This window comes from Salinivibrio sp. ML323, assembly GCF_001995745.1.
Classification (GTDB): domain Bacteria; phylum Pseudomonadota; class Gammaproteobacteria; order Enterobacterales; family Vibrionaceae; genus Salinivibrio; species Salinivibrio kushneri.
The window spans coordinates 86007-110352 of sequence record NZ_MUES01000001.1 but is presented as its reverse complement, the minus strand read 5'-3'; the positions used below and the strand labels follow the sequence as shown (position 1 = coordinate 110352).

At 53.6% G+C, this 24346-nt stretch carries 21 protein-coding genes and 1 other RNA gene; 10 read left to right on the top strand and 12 right to left on the bottom strand.

Annotated elements, in window-relative coordinates:
- Window positions 1–2 precede the first annotated feature (2 nt).
- The 9 genes from mraY to rsmI form a co-directional block, all read right to left on the bottom strand.
- The gene (gene mraY, locus BZG13_RS00525; RefSeq protein ID WP_077484232.1) at window positions 3–1085 is read right to left on the bottom strand and encodes a phospho-N-acetylmuramoyl-pentapeptide-transferase; all 1083 of its coding nucleotides are present in this window, start codon (window positions 1083–1085) and stop codon (window positions 3–5) included.
- A complete protein-coding gene (locus tag BZG13_RS00520) occupies window positions 1085–2452 on the bottom strand; it encodes a UDP-N-acetylmuramoyl-tripeptide--D-alanyl-D-alanine ligase (RefSeq protein ID WP_077484230.1) in 1368 nt (455 codons plus the stop codon). The genes mraY and BZG13_RS00520 overlap by 1 nt, the downstream gene beginning before the upstream one ends.
- Entirely contained in the window at window positions 2449–3915 is a 1467-nt protein-coding gene (gene murE, locus BZG13_RS00515) for a UDP-N-acetylmuramoyl-L-alanyl-D-glutamate--2,6-diaminopimelate ligase (protein ID WP_077484228.1), read from the bottom strand. The genes BZG13_RS00520 and murE overlap by 4 nt, the downstream gene beginning before the upstream one ends.
- A complete protein-coding gene (locus tag BZG13_RS00510; RefSeq protein WP_077484226.1) occupies window positions 3908–5674 on the bottom strand; it encodes a penicillin-binding transpeptidase domain-containing protein in 1767 nt (588 codons plus the stop codon). Before BZG13_RS00510 ends, murE begins: the two co-directional genes overlap by 8 nt.
- On the bottom strand, window positions 5671–6000 hold the full coding sequence (gene ftsL / locus BZG13_RS00505; RefSeq protein WP_069363348.1) for a cell division protein FtsL: 330 nt from the start codon (window positions 5998–6000) through the stop codon (window positions 5671–5673). Before ftsL ends, BZG13_RS00510 begins: the two co-directional genes overlap by 4 nt.
- Window positions 6001–6003: 3 nt before the next feature.
- A complete protein-coding gene (gene rsmH / locus BZG13_RS00500) occupies window positions 6004–6954 on the bottom strand; it encodes a 16S rRNA (cytosine(1402)-N(4))-methyltransferase RsmH (RefSeq protein ID WP_077456459.1) in 951 nt (316 codons plus the stop codon).
- A 16-nt stretch (window positions 6955–6970) separates the two neighbouring features.
- Entirely contained in the window at window positions 6971–7429 is a 459-nt protein-coding gene (gene mraZ, locus BZG13_RS00495; RefSeq protein WP_077484224.1) for a division/cell wall cluster transcriptional repressor MraZ, read from the bottom strand.
- 252 nt (window positions 7430–7681) lie between these two features.
- An RNA gene (gene rnpB, locus BZG13_RS00490) (RNase P RNA component class A) lies at window positions 7682–8062 on the bottom strand.
- 54 nt (window positions 8063–8116) lie between these two features.
- Window positions 8117–8974, bottom strand: a complete 858-nt coding sequence (gene rsmI / locus BZG13_RS00485; RefSeq protein WP_077484222.1) for a 16S rRNA (cytidine(1402)-2'-O)-methyltransferase — start codon at window positions 8972–8974, stop codon at window positions 8117–8119.
- Between the two features lie 61 nt (window positions 8975–9035).
- Between rsmI and BZG13_RS00480 the strand changes: the two genes are divergently transcribed.
- Genes BZG13_RS00480 through BZG13_RS00465 form a run of 4 tightly spaced genes read left to right on the top strand, consistent with a single transcriptional unit; the run spans window position 9036 to window position 12376 of the window.
- Entirely contained in the window at window positions 9036–10886 is a 1851-nt protein-coding gene (locus BZG13_RS00480) for a penicillin-binding protein activator (RefSeq protein ID WP_158074856.1), read from the top strand.
- Complete coding sequence (locus BZG13_RS00475; RefSeq protein WP_077484218.1) at window positions 10883–11248, top strand: YraN family protein; 366 nt, start codon at window positions 10883–10885, stop codon at window positions 11246–11248. The genes BZG13_RS00480 and BZG13_RS00475 overlap by 4 nt, the downstream gene beginning before the upstream one ends.
- Before the next feature lie 3 nt (window positions 11249–11251).
- Window positions 11252–11842 carry a phosphoheptose isomerase gene (locus BZG13_RS00470; protein ID WP_046073955.1) on the top strand — a complete coding sequence of 197 codons (591 nt, stop codon included), beginning with the start codon at window positions 11252–11254 and terminating at the stop codon, window positions 11840–11842.
- Between the two features lie 3 nt (window positions 11843–11845).
- Window positions 11846–12376, top strand: a complete 531-nt coding sequence (locus BZG13_RS00465) for a BON domain-containing protein (RefSeq protein ID WP_077484216.1) — start codon at window positions 11846–11848, stop codon at window positions 12374–12376.
- A 75-nt stretch (window positions 12377–12451) separates the two neighbouring features.
- Here the strand turns inward: BZG13_RS00465 and lptG are convergent, their stop codons facing one another.
- A complete protein-coding gene (gene lptG, locus BZG13_RS00460) occupies window positions 12452–13525 on the bottom strand; it encodes an LPS export ABC transporter permease LptG (RefSeq protein WP_077484214.1) in 1074 nt (357 codons plus the stop codon).
- Window positions 13525–14625: an LPS export ABC transporter permease LptF gene (gene lptF / locus BZG13_RS00455; protein ID WP_077484212.1), complete on the bottom strand. Its 1101-nt coding sequence runs from the start codon at window positions 14623–14625 to the stop codon at window positions 13525–13527. Before lptF ends, lptG begins: the two co-directional genes overlap by 1 nt.
- 192 nt (window positions 14626–14817) lie before the next feature.
- Between lptF and pepA the strand changes: the two genes are divergently transcribed.
- The 4 genes from pepA to BZG13_RS00435 all read left to right on the top strand — a co-directional run bounded on the left by pepA (window position 14818) and on the right by BZG13_RS00435 (window position 20501).
- On the top strand, window positions 14818–16329 hold the full coding sequence (gene pepA, locus BZG13_RS00450) for a leucyl aminopeptidase (RefSeq protein WP_077484210.1): 1512 nt from the start codon (window positions 14818–14820) through the stop codon (window positions 16327–16329).
- 147 nt (window positions 16330–16476) lie between these two features.
- The gene (locus BZG13_RS00445; protein WP_077484208.1) at window positions 16477–17007 is read left to right on the top strand and encodes a DNA polymerase III subunit chi; all 531 of its coding nucleotides are present in this window, start codon (window positions 16477–16479) and stop codon (window positions 17005–17007) included.
- 18 nt (window positions 17008–17025) lie between these two features.
- Window positions 17026–19884 (top strand): valine--tRNA ligase, encoded by a 2859-nt coding sequence (locus BZG13_RS00440; RefSeq protein ID WP_077484206.1) that lies wholly within the window; start codon window positions 17026–17028, stop codon window positions 19882–19884.
- 233 nt (window positions 19885–20117) lie between these two features.
- Complete coding sequence (locus tag BZG13_RS00435) at window positions 20118–20501, top strand: DUF2061 domain-containing protein (RefSeq protein ID WP_077484204.1); 384 nt, start codon at window positions 20118–20120, stop codon at window positions 20499–20501.
- Window positions 20502–20552: 51 nt separating this feature from the next.
- Here the strand turns inward: BZG13_RS00435 and rraB are convergent, their stop codons facing one another.
- Entirely contained in the window at window positions 20553–20933 is a 381-nt protein-coding gene (gene rraB, locus BZG13_RS00430; protein ID WP_077484202.1) for a ribonuclease E inhibitor RraB, read from the bottom strand.
- Between the two features lie 327 nt (window positions 20934–21260).
- Between rraB and arcA the strand changes: the two genes are divergently transcribed.
- Window positions 21261–22481 (top strand): arginine deiminase, encoded by a 1221-nt coding sequence (arcA, locus tag BZG13_RS00425; protein ID WP_069363333.1) that lies wholly within the window; start codon window positions 21261–21263, stop codon window positions 22479–22481.
- Between the two features lie 377 nt (window positions 22482–22858).
- Window positions 22859–24007: a DUF3103 family protein gene (locus BZG13_RS00420; protein WP_077484200.1), complete on the top strand. Its 1149-nt coding sequence runs from the start codon at window positions 22859–22861 to the stop codon at window positions 24005–24007.
- Window positions 24008–24346 lie beyond the last annotated feature (339 nt).

The following is a 24346-nucleotide window of genomic DNA, read 5'->3' as shown; positions in this document are numbered from 1 at the left end:
GATTAGCGTACCTTGAGTGTAGCCAGCGCAATCAGCACCAGCATCAACGAAATGATCCAAAAGCGCACGATCACTCGCGGCTCCGGCCAGCCTTTTAGCTCATAGTGGTGATGAATCGGTGCCATGCGGAAAATGCGCTGACCACGCAATTTATAAGAGCCGACCTGTAAGATCACCGATACAGTTTCCATCACGAACACCCCGCCCATGATGATCAGTAGCAGCTCTTGACGCACCAATACCGCGATGGTGCCGAGCGCGCCGCCTAATGCCAGCGAGCCCACATCCCCCATAAATACTTGCGCCGGGTAGGTGTTAAACCACAAAAAGCCCAGCCCCGCCCCGACAATCGCAGCACATACCACTACCAGCTCACTGCTGTATTGGATATACGGAATATGCAGGTAGCTGGCAAAGTTGACGTTCCCGGTTGCCCACGCAATAAAGGCAAACCCACCGGCGACCATCACGGTGGGCAAAATCGCCAACCCATCGAGGCCATCCGTCAGGTTCACCGCATTGCTGGTGCCGACAATCACAAAGTAGGTAAAGACCACATAAAACAGGCCAAGTTGCGGCATCACATCTTTGAAAAACGGCACCACCAACTGAGTGGCTGCGGTGTCCTTGCCGTGCGCATACAGGGCAAACGCCACCCCTAACGCAATGGCGGATTGCCAGAAATACTTCCAGCGCGCGACCAAGCCATCGGTATTTTTGCGCACCACTTTGCGATAATCATCGACAAAGCCCACCGCGCCATAGCCGAGCAGGACAACCATCACCGCCCACACATAGGGGTTAGCTAAGTCTGCCCATAAAAAGACGGTTAAACTGATGGCAGCAACAATCAGCACCCCGCCCATGGTTGGTGTGCCTCGCTTGCTAAAGTGAGACTCCGGCCCTTCCTCACGAACCACTTGGCCAATTTGCATTGATTGTAGGCGTTTAATCAAACGCGGCCCTGCCCATAACGAGAACACTAGTGCGGTTAAGGCACTCACAATCGCTCGGAACGTCAGGTATTCAAACAACCGCATTGAGGGGAAAAGGTTTTGTAGCACCTCCGCTAACCATAAAAGCATTAGCAAGCCTCCTTGATAGCGGCAACAACGGCTTCCATCGCCATCCCGCGAGCGCCTTTAATTAAAATTGTGTCAGGTGTCTGTGTGTTTATCATGGCTACTACGTGCGCAATGAGCGCCTCTTTACTATCAAAATGGTCACCGCCACAGCGTTCGCTGATCACACGGCTATCGTTTCCGGTCGTGAACACGCGGTCTAACTGTGCTTTTTCAGCATGCTCTCCCACTTCACGGTGCATTTGTTCACTGTATTGCCCCAGCTCAGCCATATCGCCCACAATAAGCCAACGCTCCCCTGGGTAGCTAGCCAGCACATCAATCGCGGATTTCATTGCCGGCACACTGGCGTTATAGGTGTCATCAATCAACCTCAAGCCTGGTCGAGGCTCAGTGACCTGGGTGCGCCCCGCGGCATTTTCCATCGCTGCTAAGCCGCTCACCACATGGTCTAACCCCACGCCCGGCAGCTGCATCGCCGCGCAGCCGGCCATCAGTGCATTAGTGATATTGTGCACCCCGGGCAATGGCAAGGTGACCGTTTTTTGCATCTGGCCATCATTTAAGGTGATTTGATAACAGCCGGCATCGGTGAGCATGCTATCTATCAACTTCAGTGGCGCCGCTTCGGTGTCAGTGACAGGGATCACCTGCTTGTCGGCCAGCACCGCTTGCCACTTTTCGTCGCCGTGGCTATGTTGATTCACCAGTGCAATGCCACCTTCTGGCAAACCTTGGTAGATCTCACCTTTGGCAATCGCCACTCCTTCCATTGAGCCAAACCCCTCAAGATGCGCGGCGGCAAGGTTGGTTACCATAGCAATATCCGGTTTCACCAACGACGCGGTGTAGGCGATTTCGCCAATATGGTTCGCCCCCAGCTCAATCACTGCATATTGGTGCTCAGGGGTCAGTCGAAACAGGGTCAATGGCACCCCAATGTCATTATTAAAATTGCCCGCAGTAGCTAGGGTCGGGCCTTTTTGTGCCAGAATAGCTGCCAGCATTTGCTTTACCGTGGTTTTGCCACAGCTGCCGGTGATGGCAATGCTGGGTACCTGACACTGGCTTTTTACCCACGCCCCGAGTTGGCCAAGGGCAATACGCGTGTCCTCCACCCGCAATTGGGGTATCGCGACATCCAGCGGACGATCGACCACTATCGCCGCTGCACCAGCCGCTTTAGCTTGCTCTGCAAAGTCATGGCCATCAAAGCGCTCCCCTTTTAAGGCAACAAACATCGCCCCTTCGCCAAGCTCGCGGGTATCTGTGGTGATCGCACCAATCTGGTCATCTTCAGGCACAAGCTCTCGGTGCAATATCGTCGCGTTCACCGCGTGGGCGAGGGTATCGAGTGAGGTCCGAATCATGATAACTCCTTGAGTTGTGCCGCCACCGTCTCTCGGTCGGAATAATGCACCTTGCCGTGCGCCAAAATTTGGTAATCTTCATGACCCTTGCCTGCAATCAGGACAATGTCATCAGTGTTCGCTTGTTGAATGACCTGAGTCACCGCGTCGGCACGATCATGCTTCACCCACGCGCGCTCTGGCGCCAGCATCCCCGTAAGCATGTCTTGGGTAATGGTCTCGGGGTCTTCACTACGTGGGTTATCATTGGTCAATACCACATGATCGGCGTGCTGCTCCGCCAAACGGGCCATTAACGGCCGCTTGCGTGTATCCCGGTCGCCGCCGCAGCCAAAGATGCACCACAGCGCGCCTTTACAATGACGTCGCAACGCAAGCAGCGCTTTCTCCAGCGCAWCGGGCGTGTGAGCATAATCAACCACGACGGTCGGTTTGTCAGCAGCGAGAAAAACCTCCATCCGCCCTGTGACAGCTTGCAACTGCGGGGCCACCGCCAATAACGGCGCTAATGGGTAGCCCAGCCCCAATAAGGTCGCCAAGCTCACTAGCAAATTGCTGACATTAAAATCTCCCACTAATGCGGCATGGATCTCGCCTTGTCCCCAAGATGAGTCGATCTGCACCTGCACACCGTCGCTGGCATAGGCCACCGAGGTCGCGCGCACAAATCGGCCTGTGTGGGCTTCCAGTGAAGCTGCGTCCATGGCGACCGCGATAGCCTCTGGCCATTGCTTGAGCCAGGTGCGACCAACACTATCATCCGCATTGATGACTTTAAGTGGCGAGCCTAACGCAAACAGTTGCTTTTTCGCCTCGGCGTAGGCGTCGAGAGTGCCGTGATAGTCAAGGTGATCATGACTTAAATTGGTAAATACCGCGGCATCAAAGGCAAGGCTGGCCACGCGCCCTTGCACCAAACCGTGCGATGAGACTTCCATCGCGACATGGCTGGCCCCTTGCTGAACAAAATCGGCTAATTGCGCTTGAATACTAATCGCGTCCCCAGTGGTGTTGTCAGCGGCTTTCAGCGCACCAATAAAGCCGTTGCCCGTGGTACCCATCACCGCCGTGCGTTGATCGAGCGCGTCAAGCCACTGAGCAATCAGTTGCGACACCGTGGTTTTGCCATTGGTTCCGGTGACACCAATCAACCCGAGGTGTTGCTGAGGATCCTGATAAAAGCGCGCCGCCATCGCAGAGAGCGCATGAGGTAACGCGCGCAGGCTGATCACTGGCACCTGATCGCGCCAGGCTATCTGGTCGTTTTCACCTTGTTGCACCACGGCCACCGCGCCTGCCTCAATCGCAGCCTGAATAAACTGGCGACCATCGACCTGATGGCCTTGCACCGCCACAAACACATCGTCATCACCGACGCAGCGACTGTCGAGTGTCATCTGCTTGACTGGCACGCTCGGCGCATCGGCCAGCCACGGACTCAGCCATTGGTTTAAATCATTCATTCTGGTTCACTTCACTTGCATACTTAGCCACTTGCAACTCAGGGCCTGTGCCCGCATCCGGTGCAATGTTTAAGATCTGGAGCGCGCTTTTCATCACATCAGAAAACACCGGCGCCGCCACCTGGCCACCATAATACTTGTCGCCTTGTGGCTCGTTGATCACCACCACCATCGCCAGTCTGGGATCACTAATCGGTGCCAGGCCCGCGGTATAACCGATATACTCATCGCCATAACCGCCCGCTACTGCCACTTTCGCGGTACCAGTTTTCGCCCCGACTCGGTAACCGTCCACCGCAGCACGGCGTGCGCTCCCGCCTTCTTGGGTCACGCCCTCTAGCATTTGCAGCACTTTATACACATTTGCACGCGAGGCGACTTGTTTCCCTTCAGTCACTCCCTCGCGCTTTAAAATACTCAGCGGTCGATTAATGCCCAACGAGCCGAGCGTGGCATAGGCACGCGCCAGTTGCGCCGGCGTCACTGACAATCCATAGCCAAAGGCCAGCGTCGCCCGTTCAAAGTCTGACCAGCGGCGGCGTGAGGGGAAGTGCCCTACCGATTCACCTACCAACTCGACGCCAGTACTTGCCCCGAGGCCAAAGCTACCGTATTCGCCCAGCAGGGTTTCCACGGGCATCGCCAACGACAGCTTACTGACACCGATGTTGCTCGATTTTTTGAGGATCCGTGCGAGATTGGCTTTACCCACTTTGGAGACATCCCGCACGCGGCTGCCCCCGATTTGCATGATGCCATTACCGGTATCTATTACGGTGTCCATATCCGCGACCCCGTTTTCCAACGCAGTGAGCACCACAAAGGGTTTCATGGTTGAGCCCGGTTCAAACACATCAGTAATCGCGCGGTTACGCATATTAAAGCTTTTCAGCGAGCTGCGGTTGTTAGGGTTATAGGAGGGGGCGTTCACCATTGCCATCACTTCGCCGGTTTTGACATCCACCATCACCAACGAGCCGGACGTGGCGCGATAATCAGCCACCGCTTGCTTAATCGCACGATAAGCGATGGCTTGCAAACGCTGGTCGATACTGAGCGTGAGCGATTGACCTTCCTTTTTGTCTTCAGTGGCAATATGTTCAACCACACGACCAAATCTGTCTTTGCGCACGGTGCGCTTGCCATGCTCTCCGGCAAGCCAGTCATCAAACCGGCGTTCAATCCCTTCCAAGCCATGACCGTCAATGCCTGTCATCCCCACTAAGTGGGCACTCACCTCAGCACTAGGATAAAAACGGCGAGACTCGGCTTTCAGTCCCACGCCGGGCAAGTCAAGCTTGTTTACATACGCAGCCATCGCTGGACGCACTTGGCGCTGTAAATAAATAAAACGCCGCTTGCGATTCGCTTGAATTTTGTCAATCAGCGCCTGGCGGTCTAGGCCCAGTACATCAGCCAGCGCGTACCAGCGTTCAACGTTGTTGAGCCCCTGGTGTTTAAATACGGTCACCGGATCGGCCCACACCGCTTGCACGGGGACACTGACCGCCAACGGCTCACCTTGGCGGTCTTCAATCATCCCACGCGCGGAATGCACTTGTTCAACCCGTACTGAGCGCAAATCCCCCTCATGACGCAGCCTATCGGGCTCAATCACTTGGATATACGCCGCACGTGCCACCAGTGCGACTAAGGCCAAGGCGATAAACGCGCAAATAAGGCCAAAGCGCCACTGGATCAGCACAGGTGGCGCTTTCGGTGTACGGCGATTGGCAGGCTTGCTAGAACGTTTTTTCACCGGCTATTACTCAAAGACCGTTTTACGATCACTTCGTTATCACTGGTTGGTCGAATCATGCCAAAATCCTCACGCGCGACGGCCTCCACATGGCTGTGTTCTGATAACGCGTTTTCTTCCAGCAATTGATTTCGCCACTCCACTTCAAGCGTTTCGCGCTGCTCAAGCAGCGCATCTTGTTTGGCAATCAAACTACGGGTCGATTGGGTCATCGACACCACAGCGATCGCTGATAGCAACACCGCCACCAACAACCCCAACGGCAACTTACCGATGGCCAGCACGTCCTGACGAATCTGTTTGGCAAGGCTGGGGCGCGGCTCCATGATTTACCCTAGTTTCTCCGCGATGCGTAATACCGAACTACGCGCACGTGCGTTTTGCGCCACCTCATCAGCTGACGGTTTAATTGCCTTACCAATGGGCTTCATCGCTGCCGAGCCAAGCTCCGCGATCTGCGCTTCAGTCAAAGGCACGCCTTTGGGCACGTCTGGGCCTTTACTTTGTTTGCGAATAAAGCGCTTCACCATGCGATCTTCTAACGAGTGAAAGCTGATCACAGACAAACGGCCACCGGGGGCGAGGCTTGCCAGCGCCCCTTGCAGTGCTTGCTCAATCTCATCCAATTCACTGTTGATATAAATGCGGATCGCTTGAAAACTGCGCGTCGCTGGGTGTTTTTTCTTTTCTCTAAACGGCACCGCATGATCAATCAGCTTGGCCAGCTGGTTAGTGGTAGTAAGCGGTGTCGCTTCTTCGTCCTCACGATGACGCACAATCGCGTTGGCAATCCGGCGGGCAAAACGCTCTTCACCAAACACTTTTAACACCCACGCAATGTCGTCTGGGCTAGCGGTTGCTAACCACTGCGCGGCTGACTGGCCGCTACTGGGATCCATGCGCATATCTAAAGGGCCGTCATGCATAAAGCTGAATCCACGGCTAGGATCGTCCAGCTGCGGAGACGACACGCCCAGATCGAGCAAGATGCCATCCACTTTTTCACTCAAGCCCCGGTCACGCAGATAGGCCTCGATATCAGAAAAAGGACCATGAATAATTTGAAAGCGAGGATCGTCAATGGTGCTGGCTTCTTCAATCGCGCGAGGGTCGCGATCAATGGCGTACAAACGCCCGTTTTCACCCAGCTGCGATAAGATATGGCGAGAGTGACCGCCGCGACCAAAGGTACCATCGACATAAATGCCGTCTGGCTTTATCGCGAGGCCGTCTACCGATTCGTTCAATAGGACGGAAACATGGGTATACTGTTCTGACATAAGTTCACTTCATTATTTACAGAGAGAGGTCAGCTAACCGCTCACTGAGCATCGGGGTTGATTCCGCCTGTGTGTCCATATCCTGGCGAATTTGTGCCTGCCATGTCTGCTCATCCCAAATCTCAAACTTATTGAGTTGGCCCACCAGCATCGCTTTGTCCTCAAGCCCGGCGTACTGGCGCAACGTCGCGGACAACAATAGCCGGCCTTGGCCATCCATCTCACAATCAAAGGCATGGCCGAGTAGCAAGCGCTGCAAGCGTCGTTCTGCCGGCTGAAAGCTCGACAGCTGTGCAAGCTTGTCTTCTATCACTTCCCACTCCGGGACGGGATACAAGGCCAAACAGGGGAGCTGGTGATCGATCGTGCACACAAACTGGCCGTCACAATGGGTAATTAAGCCATCGCGATAGCGAGTGGGTAGGGCGAGTCGCCCTTTCTTGTCGACCGATATGGCACTGACGCCGCGTAGCATGGCGCTATTTTCCCTTTTTCACCAAGATTATCCACTTTACACCACATTTTCCCACCCAGAAGTGTACGTAGCAGGTAAAAAGAAAGTCAAGCAAGCCATGACAGTGACAAAGATCACACTTAGGGAGATTAAACAAGATATTTCAGCGGGTTAATCAGTCGCTAAGCCAACCGATCACATCAGGTTATAACCAAATCGTCTGATTCAAACGCTGAAAAAGAGAGGGCGAGCCCAAAAGGCTCGCCCGATAATGAGGTGAGTTGGCCTGTAAGCCGGGTTCTGTACCGTAAAAACGGCGGTAACCATTCGTCTAGGCCTGCAATCACTCACAGGCTCCAGCAACCTACCCGTCCCCAAACGCGGGCCGCGCCAATAGGGACCTATTTGGTCTTGCTCCGGGTGGAGTTTACCGTGCCACGCACTGTTGCCAGCCGCGCGGTGCGCTCTTACCACACCCTTTCACCCTTACCTGTGCTCCGAAGAGCCATCGGCGGTCTACTCTCTGCTGCACTGGTCGTAGGCTCGCGCCTCCCAGGCGTTACCTGGCACCCTGCCCTGAGGAGCCCGGACTTTCCTCCCCTTCATCAGTCTCCCGTGGGACATCAATAAAGCAGCGGTTACCCGGCCAACTCGAGCGGGGGAGTATATAGAAGAATCACCACGCAAGCCAGTGTAAATCACGCTTAGCTACAGATTCTCCAAGCCCCACTTATAGAGTGCGTTCTTTTTAACCGAATACAATTCCGCGACTAATGCCGCTGCCTTTTTCAGGGGTAGCTCAGCGGCCAATAAACCGAGGGCATGACACGCCGCCGACGGCAACGCGCTTTTATCGGCACGATAACCCGCTACCAATAGCACCATTTCACCGCGTAGCCGGTTGGCATCCTCATTTAACCACGCAATCAGTTCGCCTAACGGTGCCCCATGAATGGTTTCAAAGGTTTTGGTCAGCTCACGCGCCAATACCACGCGCCGATCCTCACCCAACACTTCACGCATATCCGCTAAACTGTCGCGAATCCGGTGCGGCGATTCATAGAAAATCAAGGTACGAGGATCATCAGCCAAAGTGCGGAACGTATCCTGACGTGCTTTTGTCTTAGGCGGTAGGAACCCTTCAAAACTAAAGCGGTCTGAAGGCAAACCAGAAGCACTTAATGCGGTCACCACCGCGCAAGCGCCTGGCAAAGGCACCACGCGCACACCCGCTTCACGGCATTGCGTGACCAGATGGTAGCCAGGGTCGCTAATCAACGGCGTTCCCGCGTCCGAGACTAATGCAACTGACTGGCCTTGTTGCAAGCGCGCTAATAATGCCGCCGCTTTTTGCTGCTCGTTATGCTCATGTAAGGCAAAGGTCTTCGCATTGATAGAAAAATGCGAGAGCAATCGTGCGGTGTGACGCGTGTCTTCGGCAGCAACCAGATCCACGCTGGCTAACACATCGAGTGCACGCTGGGTAATATCCGCCAAGTTGCCTATCGGTGTTGGCACAATATATAGCGTGGGGTGAGCATGGTCGGATAGATTTGCATCAGTCATTTGTTTAACAACCCTTCGGCGATTAAGATAGGGGCAACGTTGTCACGGTTGAAACATGTTCATGGTTAAACTTACCCAGAAGCGTCAAAGTGTAACACGACTTATCACCCCTGTAGCCCTAGCGTTAGCGCTGGCTGCATGTAGTGCACCGACGTCTACGCCAACGGCGCGTGATGTCATCAGTCAGCCGGCAACGGAGAATTCGACATTTTATCTGTTGCAGGCAGAAACCAGCCAAGGTGAGAAGCAAAACGACTGGTATCTACTGGCGATCAAAGCACTCATCAACGAGCAACAGCTAAACCAAGCCGACGTGCTATTGCAGCGCTTGTCGGAGCGCCAACTCAACACCGAGCAACGTATTGAGTGGACCTTGGCACGTGCGCGGCTTTTCGCACAAACCGGCCAACTCACCCAAGCCGATCAGGTACTGGCGCTGTCTCCCAGCTGGCAGCTTACAGATAGCCAGTATGTGCGTTTTTACCAGCAAAAGGCCAAGATTGCCCGCCAGCAAGACAATGCGCTTGGTGCGGTGAAAAACCAATACCAATTAGCAAATTATGCCAACGCCGATGACGCGCAGCAGGCATGGAATACCTTGTGGCAAGATTTACAGTTACTGAGCCAAACTGAAATCAAACAGCTGCAAAACAGCGATGATGACATTCTCGCCGGCTGGGTTGCGTTACTTGATATTGCCCGTCGTTACACCGGTGATGTTGCTGAGATGCAAAGCCAGTTGGATGCCTATTTAGCATCGCACCCCGCGCATCCCGCCAACCAGTATCTCCCAGATAACTTAGCCGACATTCAAGCGTTGACTATCACCCAACCGACCCGTGTTGGCGTGATGTTGCCATTGACTAACAAATTCTCCGAGCAAGGGGATGCGATTCGCGATGGTTTTGTCGAGGCCATGCTGGATGCTGATAGCGAACAACGCCCTGAGGTCCGTTTTTATGACACCAACGCGTTAGACGTTAACACGCTCACTCAGCGCATCACTGATGACGGCGTTGATTTTGTCGTCGGGCCTTTGCAAAAACACAAGGTAGCCGCCGTCAGCAACGCCATTGCCGGACAAGTGCCTTTGTTGGCACTGAATGAACCCACGGATGATCGCTACCAGCAAGGGGTATGTTACTTCACCTTATCCCCCGAACAAGAGGCCGCGCAAGCGGCCGATCGCTTGCACCAACAAGGGTACCAATTCCCGCTGGTGCTCTATCCTGACTCTGCCTTTGGACAGCGAATGCGCGATGCCTTTTCCAGGCGTTGGCAATCACTGACCGACACCGAGGTAGAACAAGCACCGCTGGGCGATCGCGATAAAATGCAAGCGCGCATCCGTGATATTTTCGGCTTGGACGCCAGCCAACGCCGAATCGCTCAAATGAAGCAACTCACCGACTTGCCGTTGCAATCACAAGCGCGCAGTCGTCGGGACATTGATGCCGTGTATATGGTCGCCGGTGCCGCCGAGCTGACCTTGCTCAAGCCCTTTATCGAAGTGGCCATTAATCCGGATGTGCAGCCACCCAAGCTGTACGCCAGCTCACGCAGTAACAATCGCGCAGACGGCATGGGGCAATTAGCCGAACTGCAAGGCATCGAGTTTAGTGATATTCCGCTGCTGATTAGCCCCCAAAGCGCAGCGTACCAACAATACCAGCAGCGCCATCCATCGCCGAGCAATAACACCACGCGTTTACACGCGCTGGGAATGGATGCATACGGCCTGCTGAAAGGGTTACCGCAAATGCAGGCACAACCTGGCTACCAATTGAGTGGCCAAACAGGCCAATTATCACTGGCGGATAACTGTGTTATCCATCGGCAGCTGGACTGGGCGCGGTTTGGTAAAACAGACATCGAGCCGATTACCACTCAAACCACGCAGGATGCGCAGTGATACGTCCTCAGCCTAGGGCGAAAGGGCAAGCTTACGAGGCACACGCTTGCCAGTACCTCGTTCGCCATGGGCTGACCATTTTGGATAAAAACGCGCACAGTCGCCGCGGGGAAATCGATCTGGTGATGCAAGACGGCACCTGCTTGGTATTCGTCGAAGTCCGTTTTCGCCGCGGACAAGGTTTTGGCGGCGCAGCGGCCAGTATTACCGCCGCTAAGCAAAAGCGTTTAATTCTCGCGGCAGAGCGCTGGATGCAGTGCCACGGGGTAAAAAGTACACAAACAGAATTTCGCTTTGACGCCGTCACCTTTGATGGCAGTGTTGAGGCGGTCAACTGGATTAAAAACATCGTTCAAGGGTAAGTCATGCTAGAGAGCATCAAAGAGAGCTTTACCGAAAGTATTCAAACCCAGATTGCTGCTGCCGAAGCGATCCCTGAGTATCTGTCACAATCGGCTCAAGTGATGGTACAAAGCCTGCTTAATGGCAATAAAATCCTGTGTTGCGGTAACGGTGGCTCAGCTGCCAATGCCCAGCATTTCGCGTCTTGCTTGCTGAATCGCTTTGAAACCGAGCGCCCCAGCCTGCCAGCGTTAGCACTGACCACAGACACCACCACCTTAACGGCGGTGGCCAATGACTATAGCCATGATGAAGTGTTTTCTAAGCAAGTACGTGCCTTGGGGCAAGCTGGCGATATCTTGCTGGCGATTTCCACCAGTGGTAACAGCAAAGACATCATCAAAGCCATGGAAGCGGCGGTGACCCGTGATATGACTATTATTGCGATGACCGGCAAAGACGGTGGCGAAATGGCCGGATTGCTCGGGCAGCGCGATGTCGAGATCCGCATTCCGTCACAACGCACCGCACGGATCCAAGAAGGGCACTTACTCACCGTACACTGCTTGTGCGACCTTATCGATCAGGTGCTCTTCCCTTCTCACGGAGAATAAACCATGCGCCTGATAATCACCTTGATGTTTGCGCTTGCCTTGCAAGCATGCTCTACCGTGTACTCCTCCGACCCACGCACCACCGGCGAGGAGTGGCAAGACACACAAATTGGCCTAAATACCGCTGGGATTGTTAATAAACCGCCGTTTAGAAACAAAATTCGTGCGAAAGCGGCCGCTTTTCAAGGGCAAGCACTGTTAGTGGGGCAAAGCACCGATCCGGCTCTGACCGAGCAATTGGTTGAGCGCATTCGCGCATTGGACAATGTCGACGTCGTCTATAACGAAGTGCGCGACGCGCCGATGATTGGCCTTGCCGATATCAGCAYCGATGGCTGGCTCACGACTCGCGTCAAAGCCGCTTTTGTAGCAGACGATCAGTTGCGTTCGGTCAACATCAAGGTGATCACTGAAGCCAGAGAAGTGTTTTTAATGGGTGCCATCACCCAAGCGCAGGCAGACAAAGCGGTAGATATCGCCCGCAATGTCCGTGGCGTCGAGCGCGTAATCAAAGCCTTCCAGTACAAGGACTAACACGAGGTAACGCTTTCGTTAGTCCCAAGCCAAAAAGGCCAAGGATTTTCCTTGGCCCGTCTATCAGGTACAGCACTACAACTTACGCCGGAGCAGCAGCAAGGTGATCACTAAGAAAATCACACTTGGGGTAATGGCACCAACCGCTGGTGGTAATTTGTATACTAAGCTCATTGGCCCAAAGACTTCATTGGCAATGTAAAAGCCAAAGCCAAAGATCACCCCAGAGAGCACCCGCGCTCCCATGGTGACGCTCCGCAGTGGGCCAAACACAAAACTGAGCGCCAGCAACATCATGACCGCAATCGACAAAGGCTGGACCGCTTTACGCCATAACGCAAGCTCATAGCGAGAGGCATCCTGCTGCGAGGCTTTCAGATAGGTGACGTAACTGTACAAGCCCGATAAAGATAACTCCTCGGGTTTCACCGTTACGACCGCCAGTTTGTCGGGCGTGAGGGTGGTTTTCCACACCAATTGATCTTGCGTCACATTCGAAATCGCTTCGCGCTTTTGCATCCGGGTAATGGTGACGTCTTTGAGCATCCAACTGTCTTGATTGAGGTAGTCAGCGCTTTCGGCAAACACCACATTGGTCATGTTTTGCTGATCGTCAAACTTCCAGATACTCACCCCAGTCAGGTTGTCTTGCTCATCGGCGCGAGCAATATAAATAAAGTCATTGCCGTCTTTCGCCCATACGCCGCGCCTCACCGACATCACATTGCCGCCTGATTTAGCGATAGCACGCAACTCACGCGCCGCTTTTTGCGCATCAGGCGCGCCCCATTGACCCAGCATCATCACGATGAGCATCAAGGGGATCGCGGTTTTGAGCACCGACATACCGATTTGCAGCTTAGAAATGCCCGCCGCCTGCATCACCACCAGCTCGGAGCTGGATGCCAGCATCCCTAAACCAATCAAGGCACCCAGCAATACCGCCATTGGGAAAAACATTTCAATGTCACGGGGAACACTCAATACCACGTATAAAATGGCTTTACCCATGGTGTAGGTGCCATCACCCACCGAGCGCAGCTGCTCCACAAATTTGATGATCGCTGACAACCCCACCAAGGTCGCTAAGCACAAAGACGAGGTGCCAATCAGCGTGCGACCAATATACCAATCAAGAATGCGAAACATCAGGCAGATCCTTTTAAGCTAGCTTTGAGTCTTCGCACCGGTAGCGAATCCCAACCGGCAAGCACCACAGCCAATAACAAGGCAGCGATATTGACACTCCAAAGCCCAATTTGAGCGGGGAGATCGCCATCTTCAACCGCGGATTTGGCGGCACTGATTGACAAAAAGTACGCCAGATAAATCAAAATAGCGGGGAATAGCTTAGCAAACCGCCCTTGGCGTGGATTCACCGCCGACAATGGCACCACAATCATGGTCATCAAAGGAATACACAATACCAAGGAGATACGCCACTGCAGTTCGGCGCGCGCTTTCAAGCTCGACTCGCCAAACAATTGCAGCGTTGGCACCGCATCCCAATCGCGGCTTTTCTCGCGCACTTCGCGTTGACCAATCAACACCTGATAGTTCTCGTAGGTGGTCACGCCATAATTAAGCTGGGTCGGCAGCCCCTCTGTGCGGGTGCCATCGACCAAGTCTAGTACTTGGCGGCCATCGGTTAACTCTGAGACATAGCCTTTATCCGCCACCACCACATTGGGCAACAAGGAGTCACGCGGCACCGGCTGGGCAACAAATACCTGATTGAGGGTTTGGCCATCATCTTCAATATTATCGACAAAAATGACCGCCTCACCGGAAGGGGCGCTTTGAAATTGGCCTTGCACCAGCAGCTCCAGCCCTGATTTGGCTTCCAGCTGCTCCATGACTTCTAACTCTTGGTTATTGGCCCACGGTGTTAGCCAGAGTGCATTGAAAACGGCCACCGAGCCGGTAATGATCGCCAAATAAAGCGCCGCGCGGATCAGAAATTCATTGCCGATCCCGGTGGCGTTCATCACGGTGATCTCACTCTCGGCATAGAGCCGCCCGAATGTAATCAAAATGCCGATATACAAGCTCAAAGGTAACATCAGCATTGCCATCGACGGCATGTATAAACCCACTAAGGTAATAATTTGATCACTCGGGATCGATCCTTCCGTGGCATTGGCCAGCACACGGATGAACTTTTGGCTGAAAAAGACCAGAAATAACACAAATAAGACTGCAACTTGTGTCTTAACCGTCTCCCGGATCAAATATCGAACAATTATCAAAGCGAAGGCACCTATGGAAAACTTGTTTTTTTACTCAAATAACTATAGTTTCTGGTTTAATTAGTTGTTTTCTAATCTTTCGGCCATTTGTTGACCGCCGGCTGATCCGGGCGCATGAAGATGCGTTCCACAACATAGAGGCGGCATTATCCAACATTTGGTCTCAATTGTCTTTAGGATCTAGGAGTACAAATGGAGTTCAGTGTAAAGAGCGGTAGCCCCGAAAAGCAACGCAGTGCCTGTATTGTCGTCGGTGTGTTTGAGCCTCGCCGCCTCTCCCCTGTGGCCGAGCAGCTTGATAAAATCAGCGATGGTTATATCAGCGCCCTGTTGCGCCGCGGTGATCTGGAAGGTAAACCCGGCCAGGTGCTCCTGCTGCACCATGTCCCGAATGTCCTATCAGAGCGCGTACTGTTGGTCGGCTGCGGTAAAGAACGTGAGCTGGGCGAGCGTCAGTATAAAGAAATCATTAAAAAAACCATCAACACCCTGAATGAAACCGGGTCGATGGAAGCGGTCTGCTTCTTAACCGAACTGCACGTTAAAGGGCGCGACACCTACTGGAAAGTCCGCCAAGCGGTTGAGAGCACCAAAGATAGCCTGTACACCTTTAACCAATTCAAAAGCGTTAAGCCAGAAATTCGCCGCCCACTGCGCAAAATGGTGTTCAACGTGCCAACGCGTCGTGAACTGAACTTGGGTGAGCGCGCTATCGCGCACGGCTTGGCGGTTGCCTCAGGTATTAACGCCTGTAAAGACTTGGGTAACATGCCACCGAACGTGGCCAACCCGGCGTACCTTGCCTCGCAAGCGCGTCGCCTTGCCGACGACTATGAAACAGTCACAACCCGTATCATCGGCGAGCAAGAAATGGAAAAACTGGGCATGCATTCTTACTTGGCGGTTGGCCGAGGCTCAAAAAATGAGTCGATGATGTCAATCATGGAGTACAAGAACAACCCAGACCCAGACGCCAAACCGATTGTATTGGTGGGTAAAGGCCTAACCTTTGACTCGGGCGGCATTTCTATCAAGCCTGGCGCCAACATGGACGAGATGAAATACGACATGGGTGGCGCTGCCTCGGTCTTTGGAGTGATGCGCGCGCTGGCCGAGCTCAACTTACCAATTAACGTTATCGGGGTGCTGGCTGGCTGTGAAAACATGCCAGACGGTCAAGCGTATCGTCCGGGTGATATTCTCACCACCATGTCAGGCCAGACAGTAGAAGTACTCAACACCGACGCCGAAGGCCGCTTGGTACTGTGTGACGCCCTCACCTATGTTGAGCGTTATGAGCCAGAATGTGTGATTGATGTCGCCACCTTAACCGGGGCGTGCATCATGGCCTTGAGCCATCACATTAGTGCCTTGATTGCCAACCAAAACCCACTGGCGCACGATATCATCAATGCTTCAGAGCAAGCCGGTGACCGTGCGTGGCGTCTGCCAATGACTGACGAGTTCCAAGAGCAGCTCGACAGCCCGTTTGCCGATATGGCCAACATTGGCGGTAAAGGTGGTGGCACCATCACCGCCGGGTGTTTCTTGTCGCGCTTTGCCAAGAAATACAACTGGGCGCACCTAGATATCGCCGGTACCGCTTGGAGAAGTGGCGGAAAAGAAAAAGGCTCGACCGGTCGCCCGGTGCCGTTGTTGGTTCAATTCTTACTGAACCGCTCTGGCCTGGAAGTGGAAGAGTAAGGAGAAGGAGGCCAATCGGCCTCCTTTTTTGTTCAGGCTTTATTCAATACTGGTGTCTGCGCGCGCAATCGGCTATGTTGTTGGGCTCGCGCGACCCGGACACCCTGCTTTTGGGACGGAGGCCGTTTCTCATATTTAGGAGCGTATATGCCCACCGCCACCTTTTATTTGCTATCGCCGCCTGATGCAGCCGACGATACCGAATGCCCGGGGCTAACACCCGAGCAGCAAGCGCGTGAAAACAAAGACAGTGACACGCAACAACGTGACACACAAATCATAGTAGCAACTGCTATCGAACTGGCTTTTTACTACTATCAACAAGGGCAACGCATTTACCTGGCCGCGCAAGACCAAGCCCAAGCGCATCAACTCGATGATCTGCTGTGGCAACGTGACCCAGATGTATTTTTGCCCCATAACTTGGTCGGTGAAGGGCCGCGAGGCGGCGCACCGGTGGAAATCGGCTGGCCTGGCGTACGCCATACGGGCCATCGCAGTGTGCTTATCAATTTGGCGACAGAGCCATCAAATTTTGCGCCTTCGTTTGCACAAGTGGTAGACTTCGTCCCTTGCGATGAGACGCTCAAACAGCACGCGCGTCACCGATATAAAGCATACCGACTGGCAGGCCTGCAACTTCATACCCTGGCCATCGACCAATCGCCCAAACCTTGACGATCTTTCAAGAGCGCTATGGAAAAGACATATAATCCACAATCAATCGAAAAAGCGCTGTATCAGCGCTGGGAAGAGGAAGGCTATTTCCGACCTCATGGTGATACCAGCAAAGATGCGTTCAGCATCATGATCCCACCTCCAAACGTGACCGGTAGCCTGCATATGGGCCACGCGTTCCAGGATACCATTATGGATACCCTGACCCGTGCCGCACGAATGAAGGGCAACAATACCCTATGGCAAGTGGGAACGGACCACGCCGGTATCGCGACGCAGATGGTCGTGGAGCGCAAGATCGCCGCCGAAGAAGGCAAAACCAAACACGATTACGGTCGCGAGGCCTTTGTTGACAAAATTTGGCAATGGAAAGGCGAATCTGGTGGCACCATTACTCAACAATTGCGCCGCCTAGGGGCCTCTGTCGACTGGGATCGCGAACGCTTCACCATGGATGAAGGCTTTTCCAATGCCGTCAAAGAAGTGTTTGTTCGCCTGCACCAAGAAGACTTGATTTACCGCGGTAAACGCCTGGTGAACTGGGATCCTAAGCTGCACACGGCGATTTCCGACTTGGAAGTGGAAAACAAGGATAAGAAAGGCCACATGTGGCATTTCCGTTATCCACTTGCTGATGGCGCCCAAACCGCTGAAGGCAAAGATTACATAGTGGTGGCGACTACCCGTCCAGAAACCATGCTGGGCGACACCGGTGTTGCGGTCAACCCAGAAGACCCGCGTTATAAAGACCTGATTGGCAAGCACGTGTTGCTGCCTGTGGTGAACCGTCGCATCCCAATTGTGGGCGATGAGCACGCCGATATGGAAAAGGGCACCGGCTGTGTGAAAATCACCCCCGCGCACGACTTTAACGACTACGAAGTCGGCCAGCGCCACCAGCTACCAATGATCAACATCCTGACCTTGAACGCCGACATTCGCGATCAGGCAGAAGTGTTTGATCATAAAGGTCAGCCAAGCGATGCCTTCGATAGCGCTCTGCCAGAAAACTACCAAGGCCTGGAGCGTTTTGCCGCGCGTAAAGCGATCGTCGCCGAATTTGATGCGCTTGGCCTATTGGATGAAATTAAAGATCACGATCTGACAGTGCCATATGGCGATCGCGGCGGCGTGGTGATTGAGCCAATGCTCACCGACCAGTGGTATGTGCGCACCGCGCCGCTGGCCGAGCCGGCGGTAAAAGCTGTCGAAGACGGCGATATCCAATTTGTGCCTAAGCAGTACGAGAACATGTACTTCGCGTGGATGCGTGATGTGCAAGATTGGTGTATTTCACGTCAGCTTTGGTGGGGCCACCGCATTCCTGCCTGGTACGACGATCAAGGCAATGTCTATGTGGGCCGTGACGAAGACGAAGTGCGTCGCGATAACCAGATTGGCGACGACGTCGCACTGCGCCAAGACGAAGACGTGTTGGATACTTGGTTCTCCTCCGCGCTTTGGACCTTCGGCACCCTAGGCTGGCCAGAAAACACCGATGCACTGAAAACCTTCCACCCCACCGATGTGTTGGTGTCAGGTTTTGACATCATCTTCTTCTGGGTGGCGCGCATGATCATGATGACCATGCACTTCATCAAAGATGAAAACGGCAAGCCACAAGTGCCGTTTAAGACCATTTACATGACTGGTCTTATCCGCGATGAAAGTGGCGCCAAGATGTCAAAATCCAAGGGTAACGTGCTCGACCCGCTCGATATGATTGACGGCATCAGTGTTGATGATTTGGTTGCCAAGCGCACCGGCAACATGATGCAGCCAAAGCTAGCAGAAAAGATTGAAAAGGCGACCCGTAAAACTTTCGAGAATGGTATCGAGGCCCACGGCACCGACGCACTGCGCTTTACCCTTGCGGCACTGGCCTCAACCGGCCGTGACATCAACTGGGACATGAAGCGCCTTGAAGGGTATCGCAACTTCTGTAACAAGCTGTGGAACGCTAGCCGTTACGTGCTGATGAACACCGAAGAGCAAGATTGCGGCATGAGCGGCGGCGAGATGCAATTCTCACTGGCCGATCAGTGGATCGAGTCTCAGTTCCAGCAAGCGGCGAAAGACTTCAATACCCATCTCGACAACTATCGCCTCGATATGGCGGCCGGTGTCTTGTATGAGTTTATCTGGCACCAGTTCTGTGACTGGTACTTGGAGCTGACCAAGCCTGTACTGTGGAAAGGTGACGACGCACAGCAACGTGCTACCCGTTACACCCTGATCACCGTCTTGGAAAAAACCTTGCGTCTCGCGCACCCTGTGATCCCCTACATCACGGAAGCGATTTGGCAGAGCGTCAAACCATTGGTTGACGGTGTCGACGGCGATACCATTATGAACCAGCCATTGCCGCAATTTGATGCCAGCCGTGTTAACGCGCAAGCCTCCGAAGACATTGAGTGGGTGAAGCAGTTTATCGTCAGCATCCGTAACCTGCGCGCAGAATACGACATTGCCCCAAGCCAGCCCCTTGAAGTGATGCTAAAAGCCGCGGATAGCCGTGATGCTGAGCGTGCGACCCGCAACCGCACCACCTTGAATGCCTTGGCAAAACTCGGCAACTTCACCGTGCTTGACGGTAGCGAAACCTTGCCTGCGTGTGCCTCAGCGTTGGTCGGCAGCTCGGAGATCTTGATCCCGATGGCGGGCTTGATTGATAAAGACGCCGAGTTAGCACGTCTGGATAAAGAAATCGCCAGAGTCGAAGGTGAAATCAAGCGTGTTGAAGGCAAGCTGGGCAACGAAAGTTTCGTCGCCAAAGCCCCTGAAGCCGTGGTGGCGAAAGAGCGTGAAAAGCTCGACGGCTACCGTGAGAGCCTCACCAAGCTTGGCGAGCAAAAAGCGACGATCGCCGCGCTATAGCCCTCAGCTCACTCAGCCTATCAAGCCACACCCCTCGGTGTGGCTTTTTTTATGCCCCACCTCTGCGCAAAATGGACTTGGTCAGTTTTTAAACGCTTGTTATCCCTAGCACTGATCGCCGTTGATAGCTCTGCTCTATGTAAAAGATAGTGAGAACCGTTTTTATTTATCGACACAGACACGACATACTGTCAGTGTTGATTAAACGCGTGTTGCYAATAAGGAGCTACACCATGAAGAAGACACTCAGTTTTGCGGCTATCCACTTTTCTATCGCCTTTACCGTCGCCTATGTGCTGACCGGCGATATCATCATTGGCAGCCTGATTGCGATGACCGAACCCACCGTCAATACCGGGGCGTTTTATCTTCATGAAAAACTCTGGCAGCTTAGCCGCAGCGCACGTCCCGCGGTGAAAACCGCCAGCTTTGCGGTCGTGCACTTTAACGTCGCGTTTTTGGTAGGCTATTTAATCAGTGGCGATTGGTTAGTCGGTGGCGCACTGGCGCTGGTTGAGCCAAGCATCAACACCTTGGCGTACTTCTTCCATGAAAAGGTGTGGCAGCGTCGCCATGCGGTCAAACCCGCACCGCCCCACTTGGGGCATCATCATTAAAAAAGCCACGTGTTCGTGGCTTTATACTCAGTCGTTTAATCGGGTCGCGCGTTACTCGCCCTCAGGACCTTCCTCTTCACCTGACTCGAAGTAAGTGCCCCAGCCGTCGTAATCAATGTGGTGCTTATCGGCTAATGCCACCAGCTTTTCGACTTGCTCATCAATGCGCTCAGCATTCAAGGCCGTTTCCATCACCGCGTCAAAGCAGACGATAGTGCCGCCCTCTTCCAGCTCAAGCTCTTCAGCTTCGGCCACATCAAAGCCCATTTTAAAAGCTTCTACCGCCGCATCTTCCAGCGCTTCAAAGGTATCAGCACACAGGTGATGCTCAATGGTATATAGCGCATCAGGATCACTGCCATCGGCAAGAAGCTCCTCGATGATCATCCGCGTTTCTTGGTGTTGTTGTTCGATAAGTTCAGCCTGTGACATAGACGCGACTCCAGAAAATGAATACGGGCGCAATATGGCACGGTTTGGCAAAAAATGCCACGTTCCATCATAGTGTCATTGATGAGAAAACCGCCAAGTTAATGAATTTTCTGTGACCTTGCTAGTCCGGCGAGATTGTTAGTGATTTGTAACATTGACCTCCCCCGAGAAGGTTGTCATTATTCGAGCATCCAAGGAGGAGATGAGACACGCCCACCCTGTGCAAACGGCCTGCATTCCCACCTAACCGGTGAGCACACCGCCCGTGTGTGCAACACGCTGTTTGTCTCATTACCTGGCCCGTATTAAGGAAAAAGAGGACCTACCATGAGTGAGTTTTACGTTGGATCTGAAGTTGGGCAACTGAAGCGTGTACTGCTTCACCGCCCTGAACGAGCGTTGAACCACCTGACGCCATCTAACTGCCATGAACTGCTGTTTGATGATGTATTGGCGGTGGAACGAGCCGGAGAAGAGCATGACATGTTTGCCCGCACCCTTACCGACCAAGGCGTCGACGTGTATCTGCTCCACGATTTACTGGTCGAAACCCTAGCTGTGCCCGAGGCCAAACAGTGGCTGCTCGACACCCAGCTCAACCACTACCGCCTCGGTTATCAATTCGCCAGTGATGTACGCGCCTACTTGGCAGACATTGACCACAACACCCTGGCTGACATTCTACTCGGCGGTTTAAGCTATATCGACTTGCCCGTGCAATCATCCTCAATGATGCAGGCCATGCACGATAAAACCGACTTTGTGATTGAGCCGCTGCCTAACCATCTATTTACTCGCGACACCTCGTGCTGGGTGTACGGTGGCGTATCACTCAACCCCATGGCGAAACCGGCGCGCCAACGTGAAACCAACCATCTGCGCGCGATTTACCGCTGGCACCCGGAATTTGCGGGCAGCGCGTTTATTAATTACCTCGGTGATGAAGTGCGTGACTACGACAACGCCATGATTGAAGGCGGCGATGTGCTAGTCATTGGCCGTGGTGCGGTGTTAATTGGCATGTCCGAGCGCACCACCCCACAAGGGGTTGAGCAACTGGCACGTAGCCTGCTGTTCAGTGGCCAAGCCAAAGAAGTGATTGCAGTGCAACTGCCGAAAAACCGCTCGTGCATGCACCTAGATACCGTGATGACCCACATGGACGTGCACACCTTCTCGGTTTACCCCACCGTGATGCGCCCCGACTTGCCATGCTGGCGCCTGACCCGCAAAGGCGAAGACGGCCTTAACGTAGACGCGCAGTCTTGCTACCTCACCGCGATTGAAAAAGCACTCGACGTCGGGCCGTTAAACATCATTACTACCGGCGGCGACAGCTATGCCGCCGAGCGTGAACAATGGAACGATGCCAACAACGTGCTYACGGTCAAACCTGGGGTGGTGATTGGTTATGAAGGCAACACCTACACCAACGAGAAATACGACAAAGCCGGTATCAAGGTGTTGTCCGTCCCCGGCGACCAGCTAGGACGAGGCCGTGGTGGCGCGCGCTGTATGAGCTGTCCGCTCGAGCGCGACGGTATCTAAGGCTCTCCGGTTCAACGTTAGCCGCTGCCTCGCCAGCGGCTTTATTTTACCGTCTACTGTTATGTTTACTGGCAAACTCCTACATTCACGCCCGCCAACCGAAATTTAAGCCGCATCATCACTTCTTCATCATTATCAGGATGTTATTAAAGCTCGGCCGAAGACTCGGCAAAAAGGCCTCATTCTACTGTCATACTTTTTGATGAGTGAGCATTTACTCTAGTACCAGAAATAATTAACGTCGCCACAAGGTGACACGTTTTTTGTGAACGATACTCTCACCTCGGCGCTTTACACATAGCGTGTTAGGACAGAGACATCGCACTATACAAACGTTAGTCCGCTAACGTCAGTTGCAGTACACAAGAGGACATGCGATGAATAAGAAAATACTGATTTCGCTGCTATTAGTCGGCTTTACCCACACTTTTACCCCCGCTTTTGCCGGCAATGCAGACAACCGAGTGGTCACAGTCAAACGCGACACCGCCAAACAGCTTAGCCGAGACTATGCGCAAATCGCCCCAACGCTACAGCGCAACATTAATAGTTATGGCTTAAATGCCCCCTTGTCGGCACTGACAAAGCCTCAAGCGCGCAGCTCGCGCAGCAAGCGCAGCCTGGATACTCAGCTACACAGCGCTGACCGTGCGTTGCGTGAAGCGCAAGGCGTCGAAGACGTCGCCGACCAACTGCTCGAAGTACGCTTAGCCGACCCCAGTATGCTGGCGCGCTGGCAGGCCGGCCAAGCGCCTTTGTTTGCTTTTGAACCGGCAGGCGATGAAAAGACCTGGACCCAAATCGAAGCATTTGATATCGAAGGCAACACCCATTGGCTAGACGTCTATCAAATGCCAGACCGCCCGGTATTGGTGGTGGATACCAATGGTAAAGCGTCTCTTAAAGCCGGTCTGGAAGTGATGCGTCGCACCTTGGCCGAGCAGAACCCTGCCCCGCGGGTACGCCGAAGTGCGCGCATGATGGCACAAGGGCCCTCGGAGCCGATTGATACCACGGTGCTAAAAACCATTCGCCTGGCCGACGACAAAGAACCGTGGATCTCCGGTGCGGCAGAAGTGTATGCCATTGTGACTGGCGTGAACCCCAGCCGCGACGAACCGATGCTCGATATTGTCGATATGCCTTATTTGGATTACGACAAAACCACCTATTATCCTAATCAGGTGATGATCCACTGGGACCGCTATCGTTGGGGCGCGGCAGACGTGATCTTGATGGAGCAAGACGATGGCACCAACTACAAAGAGCTGGCGCTGAAACTTAACGAGGTGGCGAGCGACATCCTAGCCGCGATCCCCGACTTGGAAGCGCAAGCCTATGGCGTGGTCACGCAAATCACCGGAAAAATCATCGAAGCCATCCCCGACGGCTGGCTGACCAACGATGATGACTTTGTCGATGTGTACTACACCCTACTCAAAGACCGCGAATACCGCGACCACCCCAGCGCCGGCGGCAACACCATCGCCACCTGGGAGCCACTGACCATCGAACCGACAAAGTAATGGTGGACTGGAGATAGAAAGCCAAAACGCAGCCGTGGGGCTGCGTTTTTTCACTGTGACGTTACTGCCCTGGATCTCTATTACTCGTTCCCACGCTCCTGCGTGGGAATGCATACGAGATTTGAACCATGAACTGAAATCGTTACAAAATCTTCAAGCCGAACTTGTCGAGTTTGGTTACTCTGATTCTGCTGAACGGATCTCTGTTCTTACACGCTCGGACCCCGTCATACTTGGCAAGCCTTATAAAAGAAGTGATCGTTTCATCTAGCTACCCTAGTTTAAGTGCCTATCTAACTGACTTTTTATTACACAAAAATGCGCAAAAAAATGCAGCTT

Coding starts and splice junctions, on each gene's coding strand:
- lptG (WP_077484214.1), bottom strand. CDS start 13,525: ATGTTTCGCATTCTTGATTGGTATATTGGTCGCACGCTGATTGGCACC.
- BZG13_RS00520 (WP_077484230.1), bottom strand. CDS start 2,452: ATGATTCGGACCTCACTCGATACCCTCGCCCACGCGGTGAACGCGACG.
- pepA (WP_077484210.1), top strand. CDS start 14,818: ATGGAGTTCAGTGTAAAGAGCGGTAGCCCCGAAAAGCAACGCAGTGCC.
- ftsL (WP_069363348.1), bottom strand. CDS start 6,000: ATGGAGCCGCGCCCCAGCCTTGCCAAACAGATTCGTCAGGACGTGCTG.
- BZG13_RS00470 (WP_046073955.1), top strand. CDS start 11,252: ATGCTAGAGAGCATCAAAGAGAGCTTTACCGAAAGTATTCAAACCCAG.
- rraB (WP_077484202.1), bottom strand. CDS start 20,933: ATGTCACAGGCTGAACTTATCGAACAACAACACCAAGAAACGCGGATG.
- BZG13_RS00420 (WP_077484200.1), top strand. CDS start 22,859: ATGAATAAGAAAATACTGATTTCGCTGCTATTAGTCGGCTTTACCCAC.
- mraZ (WP_077484224.1), bottom strand. CDS start 7,429: ATGCTACGCGGCGTCAGTGCCATATCGGTCGACAAGAAAGGGCGACTC.
- rsmH (WP_077456459.1), bottom strand. CDS start 6,954: ATGTCAGAACAGTATACCCATGTTTCCGTCCTATTGAACGAATCGGTA.
- BZG13_RS00440 (WP_077484206.1), top strand. CDS start 17,026: ATGGAAAAGACATATAATCCACAATCAATCGAAAAAGCGCTGTATCAG.
- mraY (WP_077484232.1), bottom strand. CDS start 1,085: ATGCTTTTATGGTTAGCGGAGGTGCTACAAAACCTTTTCCCCTCAATG.
- BZG13_RS00480 (WP_158074856.1), top strand. CDS start 9,036: ATGGTTAAACTTACCCAGAAGCGTCAAAGTGTAACACGACTTATCACC.
- BZG13_RS00445 (WP_077484208.1), top strand. CDS start 16,477: ATGCCCACCGCCACCTTTTATTTGCTATCGCCGCCTGATGCAGCCGAC.
- rsmI (WP_077484222.1), bottom strand. CDS start 8,974: ATGACTGATGCAAATCTATCCGACCATGCTCACCCCACGCTATATATT.
- BZG13_RS00435 (WP_077484204.1), top strand. CDS start 20,118: ATGAAGAAGACACTCAGTTTTGCGGCTATCCACTTTTCTATCGCCTTT.